At 62.2% G+C, this 16,317-nt stretch carries 14 protein-coding genes and 1 pseudogene; 7 read left to right on the forward strand and 8 right to left on the reverse strand.

Annotation, left to right across the window (positions count from 1 at the left end; translation table 11 throughout):
• Positions 1–9: 9 nt before the first annotated feature.
• A complete protein-coding gene (locus FJ941_RS04325; protein ID WP_140503335.1) occupies positions 10–798 on the reverse strand; it encodes a DUF3108 domain-containing protein in 789 nt (262 codons plus the stop codon).
• 258 nt (positions 799–1,056) lie between these two features.
• Between FJ941_RS04325 and rpmB the strand changes: the two genes are divergently transcribed.
• From rpmB to FJ941_RS04340, 3 genes and pseudogenes are all read left to right on the forward strand, one after another.
• Positions 1,057–1,353 (forward strand): 50S ribosomal protein L28, encoded by a 297-nt coding sequence (gene rpmB / locus FJ941_RS04330; RefSeq protein ID WP_027143515.1) that lies wholly within the window; start codon positions 1,057–1,059, stop codon positions 1,351–1,353.
• Between the two features lie 162 nt (positions 1,354–1,515).
• Complete coding sequence (locus FJ941_RS04335; protein WP_140503336.1) at positions 1,516–2,199, forward strand: queuosine precursor transporter; 684 nt, start codon at positions 1,516–1,518, stop codon at positions 2,197–2,199.
• Positions 2,200–2,202: 3 nt separating this feature from the next.
• A pseudogene (locus FJ941_RS04340) lies at positions 2,203–2,878 on the forward strand (hypothetical protein).
• A gap of 28 nt (positions 2,879–2,906) precedes the next feature.
• Here the strand turns inward: FJ941_RS04340 and FJ941_RS04345 are convergent.
• The 5 genes from FJ941_RS04345 to FJ941_RS04365 form a co-directional block, all read right to left on the reverse strand.
• On the reverse strand, positions 2,907–3,272 hold the full coding sequence (locus tag FJ941_RS04345) for an SRPBCC family protein (protein ID WP_246672621.1): 366 nt from the start codon (positions 3,270–3,272) through the stop codon (positions 2,907–2,909).
• Positions 3,273–3,428: 156 nt separating this feature from the next.
• Entirely contained in the window at positions 3,429–4,457 is a 1,029-nt protein-coding gene (locus FJ941_RS04350) for an esterase-like activity of phytase family protein (RefSeq protein WP_140503338.1), read from the reverse strand.
• Positions 4,454–6,352, reverse strand: a complete 1,899-nt coding sequence (cobT, locus tag FJ941_RS04355; RefSeq protein WP_140503340.1) for a cobaltochelatase subunit CobT — start codon at positions 6,350–6,352, stop codon at positions 4,454–4,456. The genes FJ941_RS04350 and cobT overlap by 4 nt, the downstream gene beginning before the upstream one ends.
• Positions 6,353–6,363: 11 nt before the next feature.
• A complete protein-coding gene (gene cobS / locus FJ941_RS04360) occupies positions 6,364–7,350 on the reverse strand; it encodes a cobaltochelatase subunit CobS (RefSeq protein ID WP_127276014.1) in 987 nt (328 codons plus the stop codon).
• 123 nt (positions 7,351–7,473) lie between these two features.
• Positions 7,474–8,103: a J domain-containing protein gene (locus FJ941_RS04365; protein ID WP_032922426.1), complete on the reverse strand. Its 630-nt coding sequence runs from the start codon at positions 8,101–8,103 to the stop codon at positions 7,474–7,476.
• A 179-nt stretch (positions 8,104–8,282) separates the two neighbouring features.
• Here FJ941_RS04365 and FJ941_RS04370 point away from each other — a divergent pair, with 179 nt between their 5' ends.
• Positions 8,283–8,585 (forward strand): BolA family protein, encoded by a 303-nt coding sequence (locus FJ941_RS04370; protein WP_140503342.1) that lies wholly within the window; start codon positions 8,283–8,285, stop codon positions 8,583–8,585.
• Between the two features lie 39 nt (positions 8,586–8,624).
• Here FJ941_RS04370 and FJ941_RS04375 read toward each other — a convergent pair whose 3' ends face one another.
• A complete protein-coding gene (locus FJ941_RS04375; RefSeq protein ID WP_140503344.1) occupies positions 8,625–10,178 on the reverse strand; it encodes an acetolactate synthase large subunit in 1,554 nt (517 codons plus the stop codon).
• 317 nt (positions 10,179–10,495) lie between these two features.
• Between FJ941_RS04375 and FJ941_RS04380 the strand changes: the two genes are divergently transcribed.
• Genes FJ941_RS04380 through FJ941_RS04390 form a run of 3 tightly spaced genes read left to right on the forward strand, consistent with a single transcriptional unit; the run spans position 10,496 to position 15,332 of the window.
• On the forward strand, positions 10,496–12,445 hold the full coding sequence (locus FJ941_RS04380; RefSeq protein ID WP_140503346.1) for a PrkA family serine protein kinase: 1,950 nt from the start codon (positions 10,496–10,498) through the stop codon (positions 12,443–12,445).
• A gap of 19 nt (positions 12,446–12,464) precedes the next feature.
• Entirely contained in the window at positions 12,465–13,778 is a 1,314-nt protein-coding gene (locus FJ941_RS04385) for a YeaH/YhbH family protein (RefSeq protein WP_140503348.1), read from the forward strand.
• Between the two features lie 9 nt (positions 13,779–13,787).
• The gene (locus FJ941_RS04390) at positions 13,788–15,332 is read left to right on the forward strand and encodes a SpoVR family protein (RefSeq protein ID WP_140503350.1); all 1,545 of its coding nucleotides are present in this window, start codon (positions 13,788–13,790) and stop codon (positions 15,330–15,332) included.
• Positions 15,333–15,407: 75 nt separating this feature from the next.
• On the opposite strand, the gene FJ941_RS04395 is transcribed toward FJ941_RS04390, so the two are convergent.
• Complete coding sequence (locus FJ941_RS04395) at positions 15,408–16,211, reverse strand: alpha/beta hydrolase (protein WP_140503352.1); 804 nt, start codon at positions 16,209–16,211, stop codon at positions 15,408–15,410.
• Positions 16,212–16,317: the final 106 nt, after the last annotated feature.

The raw sequence follows: 16,317 nt of genomic DNA on the forward strand, positions 1-16,317 counted from the left end.
TGGCGTGCCTTATTGTACTGCTTCGAACCGCCTGGCGCTGATGGTCAAGGTACCGATCTGCGTTCCGACCGTGGCGTGGATCGGCGCATATACTCCGGTTTGGCCAAGCGGTGCAAACGTCACCATCATGCGACTTTTGTTCTTGAGGTAGTTGAGCGCCTTGCGGCCCTTGCGATAGCCCGCTACCGGCTCGAAACCCATCTGGCAGGTAACGGTGTCGCCCTTGTAGCCCGGCACCGAGATCGTTCCTTTCGAGGCGTAGGTCAGTGTCAGGTCCGCGCGCATCTCGCCATCATAGAACTTGACCTTGCGGCCGCAGACCTGGTCCAGGCTGTCGGCATGGATGACGGTGGCGGCCATCGGATCGAGCACCGATGCCAGGTCGCCGGCGCCGATCGGCACCCAGGCCTCGGGGTCGCGCTTGCCGGGGGCGGGGATGACCTGCGTCGAGGTCACGTTACCGTTGGTAAAGCGAATGTCGATCGAGGATGCCTTCTTGCCGGAAGTGTAGTCGGCACGGAATGCCTCCGGCACCATCTTCTGCCCGGAGATCGTACCCTTGGACGAGATCGTGCCCCGCGTGTCGTCGAACAGCTTGGCGAGACCCGCCGCGGAGACACTGCCTTCGATCGCGTAGGCGCCATTCTCATAGTGGCTGGAGAAAGTCGACCTCGCGATCGAGAGACCCAGAAACGACACCGTGTACTCGCCCTTGAACGACTGCGGCGAGGCAGCGGACGCGGCGGACGGCAAGGCGACGGCAAGCGCGGCAACAAGCGCGTGAGACGAACGAGGCATGGCGGGATCGGATCCTTGATTTTCGGCCGGAGGCGGGCGACTCCGGTCTGGCATGTCCCTGTGAGACCGCTTATAGGGTGAAATCCGGCCTTAATATGAAATGCCGGGCGCTTCCGTGGGGAAGCCGGAGCTTGACGCCCCGGTGAAATGCAACTAAGGAACGCCAACTTTTCCATAAGGCCGCCTGACCAGAACCGCGCGCCGCCCGGCGTGGGCACAAAAGTTTGGCAGGCCACGAGAGAACTGAAGGTTAGAACCATGTCCCGCACCTGCGAACTCACTGCCAAGGCAGTCCAGACCGGCAACAATGTGAGCCACGCGAACAACAAGACCAAGCGTCGTTTCCTGCCGAACCTCGTCAATGTGACGCTGATTTCGGAAGCGCTGAACCAGAATGTGCGCCTGCGCATTTCTGCCAACGCGCTGCGTTCGGTCGAACATCGCGGCGGCCTCGATGCCTTCCTGGCCAAGGCCGACGTCAAGGAGCTGTCGCAGCGCGCGCGTCTCTTGAAGAAGCAGATCGCCAAGAAAACCGCCGAACAGGCTGCCGCTTAATTCGTCTCTCAGGCGGGGGAAAACCGCCCTGGCCAACCTCTTGTTGGCCACTGAGCATCGGATAGATCCGCAAGGTTCGACAACCCGATGCTCGACTACGAAGCGAGCGTGATCCGGTTTTCGGCAAAACGCTCCGCTGGTTCCATTACCCAGGATAAAAAAATGTCTTCCTTTTCGCGATACCTGCCCTTTGTGGCCGCCATGGCGCTTGTCGTCGTGGCTTCGAACATCCTCGTCCAGTTCCCCATGCGGGGCCAGATCGGCGGCCTGTCGCTCGCCGACGTTTTGACCTGGGGCGCCTTCACCTATCCCTTTTCCTTCCTGGTCACCGACCTTGCCAACCGCCGCTACGGACCTGCCGTGGCGCGCCGGATCGTCTTTGTCGGCTTCATGACGGCGGTGGTGTGCTCGATCCTCGTTCCGCCCTTCCTGTTCCGTCATGGCCTGATCGAGTTCGAGACATCAGCCGACCGGCTGGTGCGCATCGCGGCCGCTTCGGGCGCTGCCTTCCTGACCGCGCAGTTGCTCGATGTCACCGTGTTCAACCGGCTGCGTCGGCAGAGCTGGTGGCGGGCACCGATCATCGGCACGCTGGCCGGATCGGTGTTCGACACCGTCGTGTTCTTCGGTGTGGCTTTTTCGGCCGCCTTTGCCTTTGTCGGTCCAAGCGATAGTTTCGCGCTCGAAAGCACCCCATTGATTGGCGTGTTTCATGTCGATGCCATGCGCTGGGTGTCCTGGGCGCTCGGCGACCTCAGCGTGAAGCTGATCATCGCCGTCGTGGCACTGATTCCCTACCGGCTGCTCGCCGCCCGCTGGAGCCAGCCGGCCATTGCCGCGGCCTAAGCGGTGATTCCCTGGATCCAGCTGGACTCCGCGAAAACGCCCGACGGCCAGCAGGAATTGCGGCTGAAACGGCGCGGTTCCGAATTCTCGATCATGCTCGGCACCAACGAGCTGATGAACAGCCGGCTGAACGGCTCCGAGGAAGCGCTGGCGAAACTGTCCTGCCAAAGGATTGCGGGCCATCGGCAGCCGAAGATCCTGATCGGCGGGCTTGGCATGGGTTTTACGCTGCGCGCTGCTCTCGCCGAACTGGGCGACAATGTCGAGGTCGTTGTCGCGGAACTGGTGCCGGCCGTCGTCGCCTGGGCGCGCGGCCCAATGGGCCGAGATTTTCGCCGGGTCGCTCGATGATTCCCGCGTCACCATCCGCGAAACCGATGTCGGCCAGTTGATACGGTCCGGGGCCGGAGCCTGGGACGCCATCCTGCTCGACGTCGACAATGGCCCCGAGGGCATCGTCCACAAAGGCAATGACGCCCTCTACAGCGTGGCTGGCCTCTCCGCCGCGCGTACCGCCCTCAAGCCGGGCGGCGTGCTGGCGGTGTGGTCGCAGGGACCTGATGCCGGCTTCACGCGGCGGCTGAAACAGACAGCTTTCGCTGTCGAGGAAGTCAACACGCGCGCCAACGGCAAGCGCGGCGCGCGTCATGTCATCTGGATAGCCACCAAAGCCTCATGATCTTGACCAAGATCGTCGGCAGCCGGGGCTAGTTTGACCGCTGAAGTTCGGCGGCAAGGGCCTCCAGCAGCCCGCGAGTCCCCTCCTCCCGTCCCTTGGCGGAATCGATGCCGTCGAAGAAAGCGCCCTGTTCGGTGTAGGTCAGCCTTGTGCCATCGCCTGAAGGCGTCAGCTCCACGGTGGTCAGCGATGCCGACATGGGCTGCGGCCCGACCGCCATCCTGTAGGAAAACACGATGCGCCGGTCGGCGACGATGTCCTGGAATTGCGCGTCGAGCCTGATCTCCGGGCCGCCGCCATAGCTGAAGCGAGACACCTCGCCGCCGCCGACGCGAAAGTCGAAGCTGAACTCGGCGACGGCAAAACCATCGCCTTCGATGCGCCAACGCCGCACCGTCGCTATCTCAATTGTCAAGTCCAGACTAAAGTTTTTTCGCAAACACGGTCACGGTCGATAAACTCATTCAGATTTAGTGGTCTGTCAGGGAGAACGCTGGGATGGCCGACGCATGGACCAAATCGCCAATAGGCGTCGCGGCGGAGCTGCCACTCAATCCTGGTGCAGAATGAATTCCAGATAGAGATTGCGCTGCAGGATCGACTGGTTGTCGTCGGAGATCAGCGAAACCATCAGCGCGCCGTCATCGCGGGTCCAGACGTCTAGCCCTTCCATATTGTCGATCTGGTAGCCCATGTCGGCTTGCAGCAGCACCGGCCCGTCGGCAACGGCGCCCTTCTCGACGCTCTCTCCATAAATGCGCCGCAGCCGCATCTTGAGGCCGCCCGTCATGGTGAAGCTGCGCTCCAGCAGCAAAAGGTCGCCATCGGGCAGAAAGGCGCCATCGGTGATATCGAAATCGCCGCTGCGCTTGACTGTGAAGACGCCCTTGCGCGGCCCTTCGATGATGGCGGCGTAGATGTTGCCGGTCTTGTCGAGGCTCCTTTCCGAGACCACGACAAGGCCGCCCCGATGCTGGCCGTTGGCATTTGAATGGGTGACTGTCTCGAAGCCGCGGTTCTGCCGCAGTTCCCGCGCCGGCACCAGGAAATCCAGCTGCCTGAACGGCGCCTTCATATTGTCCGGGTCGATCCGGAACTGGACGACGCGGTGGTTGCGCTCGAAACCGACGGTGGCAATGCCGTCCTTGACCGCGAGGCCCTCGGCATCGATTTCCCGTTTTTCGTCGATCGGCTGGCCGCTCTGGTCGACCATTTGCTGCATGCGAAATTTCTGGATGCCGACGGGTCGCCCGTCGGCGTCTCGGGCCACCGAGCCGAAGAACCAGTAACCGGTATCGGCCACACCGATGAAATCGCTGCCGGCTTTCAGAAACCGGAAGGCCGACAGCGCGCCGAAATCGTGTGATGGCGAGGTCATCTCCAGCCCGCCGACGAATTCGAGTTGGCCAAACTGCTTGTCGGTACCGCCAATATGGAATTCGGTGATCGGGCGGGCCGAGATTGCGACAGGCTCAACTGCGGCCGAGCCGGCCGAACCGGCTGGCGCCGAAGCCATGCCGGCAAGCAAGGCGATGGCGGCGAAAAGCGTGTCCCGAAGCCCGCGCCGCGAAAGGATCATCCGGCGCGTCGTGTGCCGCCGCGCCGCGTATCCTTCGCGCTTTCCTCGGCAAACAACGAAGCCAGTTGCTCGGTCATGGCGCCGGCCAGTTCCTCGGCATCGACGATGGTGACGGCGCGCCTGTAATAGCGGGTCACGTCATGGCCGATGCCGATGGCCAGCAGTTCGACCGGCGAACGGGTCTCGATCAGCTCGATGACGGCGCGCAGATGGCGTTCGAGATAATTGCCCGGATTGACCGACAGCGTCGAATCGTCGACCGGCGCGCCGTCCGAGATCATCATCAGGATCTTGCGCTGTTCGGGCCGGGCGATCAGCCGGTTGTGCGCCCACAGCAGCGCCTCGCCGTCGATGTTTTCCTTGAGCAGGCCTTCGCGCATCATCAGGCCGAGATTGCGCCGCGCCCGCCGCCAAGGATGGTCGGCCGACTTGTAGATGATGTGGCGCAGATCGTTGAGCCGGCCGGGGTTCGGCGGCTTGCCGTCCTTCAGCCATTTCTCGCGCGCCTGCCCGCCCTTCCACGCCCGCGTGGTGAAGCCGAGAATCTCGACCGAGACACCGCAGCGCTCCAGTGTGCGCGCCAGGATATCGGCGCAGGTGGCGGCGACGGTGATCGGCCGGCCGCGCATCGAACCGGAATTGTCGAGCACCAGCGTCACCACCGTGTCGCGGAATTTGGTGTCGCGCTCCTGCTTGAACGACAGCGGCTGCATCGGGTCGATGACCACGCGCACCAGCCGCGCCGGGTCGAGATAGCCCTCTTCCAGGTCGAAATCCCAGGACCGGTTCTGCTGCGCCATCAGGCGGCGCTGCAGCCGGTTGGCGAGCCGACCGACGACGCCCGACAGATTGGCGAGCTGCTTGTCGAGGAAGGCGCGCAGCCGGTCGAGCTCTTCCTCTTCGCAAAGCTCCTCGGCGCCAACCGTCTCGTCGAAAGCTGACGTGTAGATCTTGTAGTCGATTTCCTTCGGCAGATTGGTGAAGGGATTGTCGTTGCGGCGTGCCTCGCCGGGTGTCTCGGCGTCGGCATCGTCATCGTCGGACAGATCGTCGGCCGTTGCGTCGGAGGCTTCGGTCTCCGCCGATTGCTCGTCGTCTGCCGACGCCTCGGCATCCTCGGACTGCGACTGCTCGGAGCCGGAATCGTCTTCGCCGCCCTCCTCGCTCTGTTCCTCGCCTTGCGGCTGGTTGTCGTCATTGTCCTCGGAGTCTTCGGTCTCCTGGTCGTCGCCGAGTTCCTCGGCCATTTCCATGGAGGCGAGCATCTCGCGCACGACGCGGGCGAAGGCCTGCTGGTCCTCGAGCTTTTCCGACAGGCCGTCGAGGTCGGCTCTGGCTTTCTCCTCGACCCAGGGCCGCCAGAGTTCGACCAGCCGCTCGCCGCTCTTCGGCACCGGCCGGCCGGTCAGCTTTTCGCGCACCATCAGCGCGAGCGCCTCCTCGATGGGCGCGTCGGCCTTGTCCTTGACGTCGACGAGGTTGGCCTTGGTGTATTTATCCTCAAGCATCGAGCCGATATTGTCGGCGACGCCCTGCATGGCGCGGCTGCCGATCGCCTCGACGCGAGCCTGCTCGACCGCATCGTAGATGGCGCGGGCGGCCTTGCCTTCGGGCGCCAGCTTGCTGTGGATGCGAACATCATGGCAAGCGCGCTTCAACGCCATGGAATCGCCGAGTCCGCGGGTGATCGCGATGTCGGCTTTCGATGCCTTCTTGGGCAGTTCGGGCAGCCGCGCGCGGCTGCCCGCCAGCGCCGGCCTGTCCTTGGCGAAGCCGACTTCCATCTCCTTGTCGCCGGCGATGGCGCGCATGCAGACGGTGACGGCGCGCTTGAAGCTGTCGGCTTCAGACCCCGTCTTCGACTTGTTGCGCGTGTTGTCGCCTGGACCCGCCATCGAGGCTCTGCTTAGCCCAGCACCACGTTGGCCGCGCTCTCTGGCAGATCCTGGCCGAAGGCGCGCTGGTAGAACTCGGCGACCACCGAACGTTCCAGCTCGTCGCACTTGTTGAGGAAGGTCAGCCGGAACGCCATGCCGACATCGCCGAATATTTCGGCATTCTCGGCCCAGGTGATGACGGTACGCGGGCTCATCACCGTCGACAAATCGCCATTGATGAAGGCCGAGCGCGTCATGTCGGCGACGCGCACCATCTTGTTGACGATGTCCTTGCCTTTGGTGTCGCGATAATGCTTGGCCTTGGCGAGCACGATGTTCACTTCATTGTCGTGCGGCAGATAATTCAGCGTGGTGACGATCGACCACCGGTCCATCTGCGCCTGATTGATCTGCTGGGTGCCGTGATAAAGGCCGGTAGTGTCGCCCAGCCCGACCGTGTTGGCGGTCGAAAACAGGCGGAATGCCGGATGCGGGCGAATGACCCGGCTCTGGTCGAGCAGCGTCAGGCGGCCGGACGATTCCAGCACGCGCTGGATGACGAACATCACATCCGGACGGCCGGCGTCATACTCATCGAAACACAGCGCGACATTGTGCTGGTAGGCCCAGGGCAGGATGCCGTCGCGGAATTCGGTGATCTGCAGGCCGTCCTTGACGACGATCGCGTCCTTGCCGACAAGATCGATACGACTGACATGGCTGTCGAGGTTGACGCGCACGCACGGCCAGTTGAGGCGGGCGGCGACCTGTTCGATATGGGTCGATTTTCCGGTGCCGTGATAGCCCGAGACCATGACGCGGCGGTTGTAGGCGAAGCCGGCGAGGATCGCCAAGGTCGTCGCCTTGTCGAACAGATAGTCGGGATCGATGTCGGGCACATGCTCTGATGTCACCGAATAGGCCGGCACCACCATCTTGGACTCGAAGCCGAATTTCTCCTTCACCGACACCGTCGTGTCGGGCAGATTGGCGATGTCGCGATCGACCTTGTTCATATCTCTCAACGTCTCCACGGGCGAAACGTCGCGTTGCGCCGGCAATCCATTTTGTTCGGGGGCGGTCTTAGAGCCTTTTCCAACCTTATGAAAGTTGGAAAACGACACAAACCATGGGGTCGCTCAGCACAGGCCTGCCTGTTTGAGCACGCGATAGGCCTGAAGCACATCGCGGAACCGGTCTTCCGAACCTCTGTCGCCGCCATTCGCATCCGGATGGTGACGCTTCACCAGTTCCTTATAGCGCGCCTTGATGTCCTTGCCAGTCGCCTTTGTATCAAGACCAAGCGTTTCCAGCGCCTTGGCCTCAAGGGGCTTGGCCTTGCGCTCGCGTGCCTCGCGCGGATCCTTCGGCCCCTTGAACAGGTCGAACGGGTCGCGCATGCGGTTGTAGTAGCCGGCGCGGCCGGAGCGCATCTGCGCCATATCGGGCGAGGAGCGTGTCGAGGCGCCGTTGACGCCCATCTTCCAGGTCGGCCGATGGCCGGTCATCGCTTCCTTCTGGAAGCGGGCGACCTCGGTGTCCGGCACGCCGGAGAAGTAGTTGAAGCCCTTGTTGTACTCGCGCACATGGTCGAAGCAGAAGCGGAAATACTCGCCCTCCTTCATGCGCCCGACAGGCGCGCGATGCGTGCCCGCCTCCTTGCAGCCATCCCACTGGCAAATCGGCGCGTGCGCCTTCACCTCCGCGTCCTTGTCTGGACGGACGCGAATCTTCTCGAAATATTTGGGATACGGCTTCATCTCACCCATTTATGGGGCGTTCGCAGATGCGAAACAAGAATTGACATTTTCGCGATCATCGCCCTAACCGCTGAATCGCGGCTTAAAGCGGGCGAATGACCGATTTTGTTGTACGCCGGCGGCCTGGTGAAACCGATTTTCGGTTTTCATGGCGGCGAGCCAGCCATATGTGGTGAAGGGAAAAGACGATGTCCATACAGGCGACCATGGAAGACAAGCTCAACAAGGCATTTTCGCCCGAGCGGCTCGTCATCCTCAACGAAAGCCATCTCCACGCCGGCCATCATCACATGGAATCCGGTCACCACACAGAATTCGACGGCGCCGGAGAGACGCATTTCCGGGTCCGCATCGTCTCTCGGAGTTTTACGGGCATGAGCCGCATCGACCGTCATCGCGCCGTCAACCAGCTTCTGGCCGACGAGTTGAAATCGGGCGTGCACGCCCTGGCGATCGAGCCCGCGGCGCCCGGCGAACAGACGCGCTGGTAGGCCAAGCTGCGAGCCAGCCCTGCGCCTCTCATGCTGCGTTTAAATGACCGCTTCGATCAGAAACGGCCCCGGTCGAGACAAGGCAGCGTCGAGCAGCGCGTCGAAACGTTCGCAGCTATCCGCACGCGCCGCCTCCACGCCCATGCCTTTGGCCAGCGAAACCCAGTCCAGCGCCGGATGGTCGAGATCGAGCATGCGCCTAGCATTCTCGCCGATCGCGTTCACGCCGACATTACGCATCTCGCCATGCAGGATCGCATAGGTGCGGTTGGAAAAGACGATCGTCAGCACGTCGAGATGTTCCCGCGCCTGCGTCCATAGCCCCTGCACCGTGTACATGCCGCTGCCATCTGCCTCGAGATTGATCACCTTGCGGCCGGGACAGGCGATCGCCGCACCTGTCGCCAGCGGAATGCCGCCGCCGATCGACCCGCCCGTGCCCATCATGTAATCATGCGGCGCGGCAAAGGCCGACAGCGCGAAGAAACGTCGCGCCGAGGTGACGGCCTCGTCGCAGACTATCGCGTCGGCCGGCAGCTTTCTCGCGACGGACAGCGCAATGGCATCTTCCGTCAGCCGGCCATTCGGCGTTGCCTCGTCACGGAAGGCACTGGCAACCGCCGTCAGATGTGACCGCTTGACGCCCAGTTCGTCGCGAAGCGCTTCCAGCGCCGCATGCAAGTCTTGCCCATGGGCTGCGAGCGTCAGCACCTGGCAGTCATCACGGACAAGCCGTCCCGGTTTTCCCGGATAGGCAAAGAAGGCGACCGGCTCCTTTCCGCCGACCAGCACAAGGACATCGATATCCCTGAGCATCGCCGTCGCCGCGTCGACCGGATAGGGGATGCGCGTCGGCGCGACACGCCCGCGCCCGCGCTGCATCCGGGCGATCAGGACCTCGCTGAACAGCCTGACATCGCAGGCCGTCGAAATCTGGCCGGCGATTTCAAGAGCATCGGCCCGTGCCGCCCGCCCCCGGACGACCATGCCAACACGGCCCGGAGTCGCGCGGATCGCGGTAGCGATCGTTCGCACGGCCTCCATGCCGACGGCTGGCGGCGATGCGAGTTCCACCTTGCCGGGCGAAACCGCGTTGGCGTCGCCCCATGCGGCATCAGCCGGCAGGATCAGCGTCGTGACGCCGGGCGGCGTCAGCGAGGCGCGAAAGGCCGCCTCCGTGGCCGGCTGGACATCGGCGGGCCCTTCGATGCGTCGAACCCAGTTGGACATCGGCGCCGCGAGGCCTTCGATATCGCTGGTCAGCGGCGCGTCGAGTGGCAAATGGTATGAGGCGTGGTCGCCGACGATGTTGATCATCGGGCTCATGGCGCGCCGGGCGTTGTGCATGTTGGCAAGACCATTGGCCAGCCCCGGCCCGGTATGCAGCAGCGTCGCGGCGGGACGGTCGGTCATGCGCGCATAGCCGTCGGCCGCACCGGTCACCACGCCCTCGAACAGGCCAAGCACACAACGCATCTCGGGCTTACGGTCGAGCGCGGCGACAAAATGCATTTCGGATGTGCCGGGATTGGCGAAGCACACCTTCACATCATTGGCCAGCAGCACGTCGCACAGGACATCGGCGCCATTCATGCAAATTTCTCCCATTCACGAAGAGCAGTTGCACCCGCGGATGTCCGCACGGCAATATCCCGCCGCCGCTTTTGGCATGATCCAGCCACAGGCGCCGCGGCGGTCAGCATGTCTCCATCCCTGCCGAAATCGCGGTCGATCTCCAAATCGCAAGAGTCTCCGCGGACGCTGCGAGCGCTCAATCAGGACAGGCAGCCATTCGGGCTGGAGCGATGCCAGGATTTTGATGCCAGATGCACGCGCGTCGACGGAACAAACAATGCCTTCCCGCAGTTGAATGTGTGGGCCCCGCCAGAATGGCTCTGAAGGCAATGATCATGCGTGAGAACCCATCCGACGTCTTCCACCTGTTTTCGGAAATTTATGCAAACGCCGCCCAGGAGGAGATAAGTCTCCAGCAATATCTGCTTGCCTGCCGCGAGGACAAGTCGATGTATGCCTCGGCGCCGGAACGAATGGTCGAGGCGATCGGCGAGCCTGACCTGGTCGACACCAGCAAGGACGAGCGGCTCGGCCGCATTTTCTCGAACCGGACCGTCAAGATATATCCCTCCTTTTCCGATTTCTACGGAATGGAGGATACGATCGAGCGCATCGCCGGATATTTCCGCTATGCCTCTCAGGGCCTCGAGGAGCGCAAGCAGATCCTTTACCTCCTAGGCCCGGTCGGCGGCGGTAAGTCCTCCTTGGCCGAACGGTTGAAGAAATTGATGGAGGAGCGCCCGATCTACACGCTGAAGGTCGGCAACCAGATCAGTCCGGTTTTCGAATCGCCGCTTGGCCTGTTCCATCCGGATCGCATGGGCGATCTCCTGGAGGACAAATATGGAATAGCCCGGCGCCGCCTGAACGGGCTTATCTCGCCATGGGCGGCCAAGCGCCTCGACGAATTGTCCGGCGACATTTCCAAATTCAGCGTCGTCAGACTGATGCCGTCGCGGCTGCGCCAGATCGGCATTGCCAAGACAGAGCCTGGCGACGAGAACAATCAGGATGTCTCAGCCCTGGTTGGCAAGGTCGACATCAGGCAATTGGAAAATTTCAGCCAGTCCGACCCCGACGCCTATTCCTACAGCGGTGGACTGAACCGGACGACGCAGGGTCTGCTCGAATTCGTCGAGATGTTCAAGGCGCCGATCAAGGTGCTGCATCCATTGCTAACGGCGACCCAGGAAGGCAGTTACAACGGCACCGAGAATTTCGGTGCCTTTCCCTACCAGGGCATCATCGTTGCCCATTCCAACGAATCCGAGTGGCAACAGTTCAAGAACAACAAGAACAATGAGGCGTTTCTCGATCGCATTCTCGTGGTCAAGGTGCCGTATTGCCTACGCATCACCGAAGAAAGGCAAATCTACGAAAAACTGCTGCGCGAGAGTGAATTGGCCGCCAGCCCCTGCGCGCCCGAGGTGTTGGACATCCTCAGCCGGTTCAGCGTCTCGACGCGCCTTGCCGAGCACGACAATTCGCCGCTGCACACCAAAATGCGCGCCTATGACGGTGAGAACCTGAAGGAAGTCGACCCGAAGGCGAAGTCAGTCCAGGAATATCGCGACGCCGCCGGCGTCGACGAAGGCATGACCGGCGTCAGCACGCGCTTTGCCTTCAAGATCCTGTCGCAGACGTTCAACTATGACACCGCGGAAGTGGCCGCCGATCCGGTGCATTTGATGTACATACTGGAAGAGGCGATCAAGCGGGAGCAGTTTCCGAAGGAGATGGAAGCGGCCTATCTCGAATTCATCAAGTCGGAACTGGCCGCCCGTTACGCCGAGTTCATCGGCCACGAAATCCAGAAGGCCTATCTGGAGTCCTATAGCGAATATGGCCAGAACCTGTTCGACCGCTACATCGCCTATGCCGATGCCTGGATCGAGGACCAGGACTACAAGGACCCCGATACCGGCCAAATCCTCAACCGCGAGGTGCTGGACAGCGAATTGTCGCAAGTCGAAAAGCCGGCAGGCATCGCCAATCCGAAGGATTTCCGCAACGAGGTGGTGAAGTTCACGCTGCGTGCCCGGGCGCGCAACCACGGTCGCAACCCGTCATGGACGAGCTACGAGAAGCTGCGCGAGGTGATCGAAAAGCGCATGTTCGGCCAGGTCGAGGACCTCCTGCCGGTGATCAGCTTCGGCTCCAAGCAGGACAGCGTCACCGAAAAACGGCACAGTGAATTCGTCCAGCGGATGGTGGAGCGCGGTTATACGGAACGGCAGGTCCGCCGGCTGGTCGATTGGTACATGCGGGTGAACAAGGCGGGCTGAGAGCAGCCCGAATGGTTGCATGCCGATCTTTATCGACCGCCGCCTCAATCCGAAGGACAAAAGCCTTGGCAATCGCCAGCGCTTCCTCAGGCGTGCCCGCGAGGAACTCAAGCGCAGCATTCGCGACCAGATCCGTGCTGGGCGGATCGCCGACGTGGACGCGGACCATGTCGTGCCGATGCCCGAGAGAGGCACCGGCGAGCCGACCTTCAACGACGCCAGGGACACCGGCCGGCGCCGGCACATTCTGCCGGGCAACAGGCAATTCGCCCAAGGTGATCTGATCCCCAAGCCTGGCCAGGGCGGAGGCAAGGGCGGTTCGTCACCGGGAAACACCGCGTCCGAGGACGACTTTCGTTTCGTCCTGTCGCGCGAGGAGGTGCTCGATCTTTTCTTCGAGGATCTCGAACTGCCCGACCTGGTGAAGCTCAATCTCAAGGAGATCCTTGCCTTCAAGCCACGCCGGGCGGGTTTCGCGGCCACCGGTTCGCCGACCAACATCAATGTCGGCCGCACGATGCGCAACAGCCACGGCCGCCGCATTGCGCTCAGGCGCCCCAAGCAAGCGGCGGTAGATGCGATCCTGCAGGACCTCGCCTCGCTGGAGGCCGCACCGCCCAATGCTCAGACGCGCGAGCGCGTCGCGGCCCTCAAAGAGGAGATCGAGCGGCTGGAGCGCCGACGCCGGCGGATTGCCTTCGTCGACCCGGTCGACATCCGGTTCAACCGCTTCGACCCGCGCCCGGTGCCGAATGCGAAAGCGGTCATGTTCTGCCTGATGGATGTGTCGGGCTCGATGGGCGAGCGCGAGAAGGACCTTGCCAAGCGCTTCTTCGTGCTGCTGCACCTGTTCCTGAAAAGACGTTATGAGCGCACCGAAATCGTCTTCATCCGCCACACGCACGAAGCGCAGGAGGTGGATGAGGAAACCTTTTTCTACTGCACGCAAAGCGGCGGCACCATCGTTTCCACCGCACTCGAGGAAATGCATCGCGTCATCGAGCAGCGTTATCCCGCGAGCGAGTGGAACATCTACGCCGCCCAGGCCTCGGACGGCGACAATTTCGCCACCGATTCCGAGCGCTGCATCGCCCTGCTGAATGGCAAGCTCATGCGCCTGTGCCAGTATTTCGCCTATGTCGAGATCATCGACGAACGCGAGAGCCACATCTTCGGCGCGACCGAAAACGGGACGTCGCTCTGGCGGGCCTACAGCGCCATTGAGTCAAACTGGCCGAACTTCCAGATGAGCCGAATAGCCACGGCCGCCGATATTTATCCTGTCTTTCGTCAGCTCTTTGCCAAACAGCCCGCGCTCCGGAAGAGTGCCTGAGGGGAAACCATGGCCAGGACAGCCAGCAAACCGGGTTTGCTCTTTTCCGGATCCGACTGGGATTTCCAGAAATTGTCGCAGGCTTATGAGGCGATCGCGGCAATCGCCGTCGAGGAGCTCAAGCTGGACACCTATCCGGTGCAGATGGAAATCATTTCTTCGCAACAGATGCTCGACGCTTATTCATCGGTCGGCATGCCGCTGATGTATCGTCATTGGTCGTTCGGCAAGCATTTCCTGTACCAGGACTTTCTCTACCGCAAGGGCGGCCGGGGGCTGGCCTATGAACTGGTCATCAATTCCAATCCCTGCATCGTCTACCTGATGGAGGAAAACACCATGGCCCTGCAGGCCCTGGTGACGGCGCATGCGGCGCTCGGACACAATCATTTCTTCAAGAACAACCACCTTTTCCAGCAGTGGACCGACGCCGGGGGAATCCTGAGCTACCTGGAGTTCGCCAAGGGCTACATTGCCCGATGCGAGGAGCGGCACGGATTGTCAGCCGTGGAAAGCATTCTCGATAGTGCCCACGCGCTCATGGAGCAAGGCGTGTTCCGATATCACAGGCCGCCAAAGCTGTCGTCCGAGCGGCAGCGTGAAGGGCTGCGCGAGCGCCTGGAATACGAAGAGCGCTCCTACAACGATTTGTGGCGCACGCTGCCTCCTTCACATGACACCAGCAAGACGGAGAAGAAGGATGAGGGCCTGACGGAGCGGAAGAAATCGCTCAACCTGCCCGAGGAAAATCTGCTCTATTTCCTCGAGAAGAACAGCCTTGTCCTGGAGCCGTGGCAGCGCGAGATCATCCGCATCGTGCGTGTCGTTGCGCAGTATTTCTATCCGCAGCGGCAAACGCAGGTGATGAATGAAGGCTGCGCCACCTTCGTGCACTACACCCTCATGAACGCATTGTTCGACCGCGGTCAGATCAGCGAGGGCGCCATGCTCGAGGTCCTGCGCAACCATTCCAATGTGATCTTCCAGCCGGCCTTCGACGACCCCCGGTTCTCCGGTATCAACCCATACGCGCTCGGCCTCGACATGATGCAGGACATCCAGCGCATTTCGATCGAGCCGACGGCGGAGGACCGCGACTGGTTTCCCGACATTGCGGGCCGCGGTGACTGGCGCGACGTGCTGCTGGACGCATGGGCCAATCACCGCGATGAATCCTTCGTCCGCCAGCACCTCAGCCCAGCCCTGATACGGAAATGGCGGATGTTTGTCCTGGCCGACCAAGCCGACGACTCGCATTACGAGGTCGCCTCGATACACAACGAGCGCGGCTACAAAAAGATACGTGCCGCGCTGGCCCAGAGCTACGACATCGGGGCGAACCGGCCAGATATCCAGGTAGTGGACGTCGACCTGCTCGGTAACCGGCATTTGCGCCTCCAGCACAAGGTGAAGGAGGGCGTACTGCTCGACAATGGCAGCCGCGACGCGACCCTGCGCCATATCCGGAGCCTCTGGGGTTACGAAGTCAGCCTGGCTTCGGTCGACGCCGAAACCGGTGCGACACTTAACGAACGCTCCAGCAATGACTGCTGAGTTTCGGCCTTGGGCCGCATCGTAGGCTGTCGAGCGGAACGAGTGGAACATGCTCCGCGGGCAGGCTGGGTGAGCTCAGCCGACCGTCGATTTCAGGAACGCCAGCGCCGCTATGGTCAGCGCATCATCACCCTCGCCGAAGTCGCGGTTGATCGACGTGTGCGTATAGGCGCTACCGTCGAACAGCGTCACATCAGTGCCGCTGGCGCGCAGGCGCTCGGCAAAGGCCGTGGACTGCTCGCCGCGACCATCGGCGCGAGAATAGGCGATGAACGTCGGCGGATGCTTGCGACCATCCACATAGCTCGCCGGCGACAGCGCCGCCCATTGCGAAGGATCGGAAAAGACCCGAGAATAGGCCCGCACCATGCCGCCATTTTTGGCGAGGGCGGCAAGATCATAGGCTCTGGTATCGTCTAGAAGCAGCCCGGCAACGCCGGGCAATTCGCCGCGCATGCCGGTCAACGCAATCAGATGGCAGCCGGCCGAATGGCCCATGCCGACGATGCGGTTGGGGTCGCCGCCATGTTGGGCGATGTTGGCCCTGACATAGGCATAGGCTTTCTCGACGTCGCCCGCCTGGGTGGCGACATCCGCCTGCGGCAGCATGCGGTAGTCGATGGAGACGAAACAGAAGCCGTTGGCGAGCAGGAAGGCCGGCTTGGCGTTTACCTGGCTGCGTTTGCCGAACCGCCAGGCGCCGCCATGGACGAAGAAGACCACCGGCAGGTTTCTCGCGCCATCGGGCGCATAGATGTCGAGCTTGGCGGGACCATAGTCGAAGGTTTCGGGCGATGGCTTGTCTTGTGCCGCCGACACGCCGGCAGGCAACAAGGTGGACATCGAAGCCAGGAGCAGGGTTCGCCGATCGATCGTCATCGGCGAAAGAATGCATCCCGGCGGGCGGGAGTTCCAGTGAGGATCGATAAGGCGACGGCTCAAGAGCAACTCTAGGAAAAGTGCGTAGCGGTAGAGCGGCTCGGCG

Source organism: Mesorhizobium sp. B2-3-13, from assembly GCF_006442195.1.
Classification (GTDB): Bacteria; Pseudomonadota; Alphaproteobacteria; order Rhizobiales; family Rhizobiaceae; genus Mesorhizobium; species Mesorhizobium salmacidum.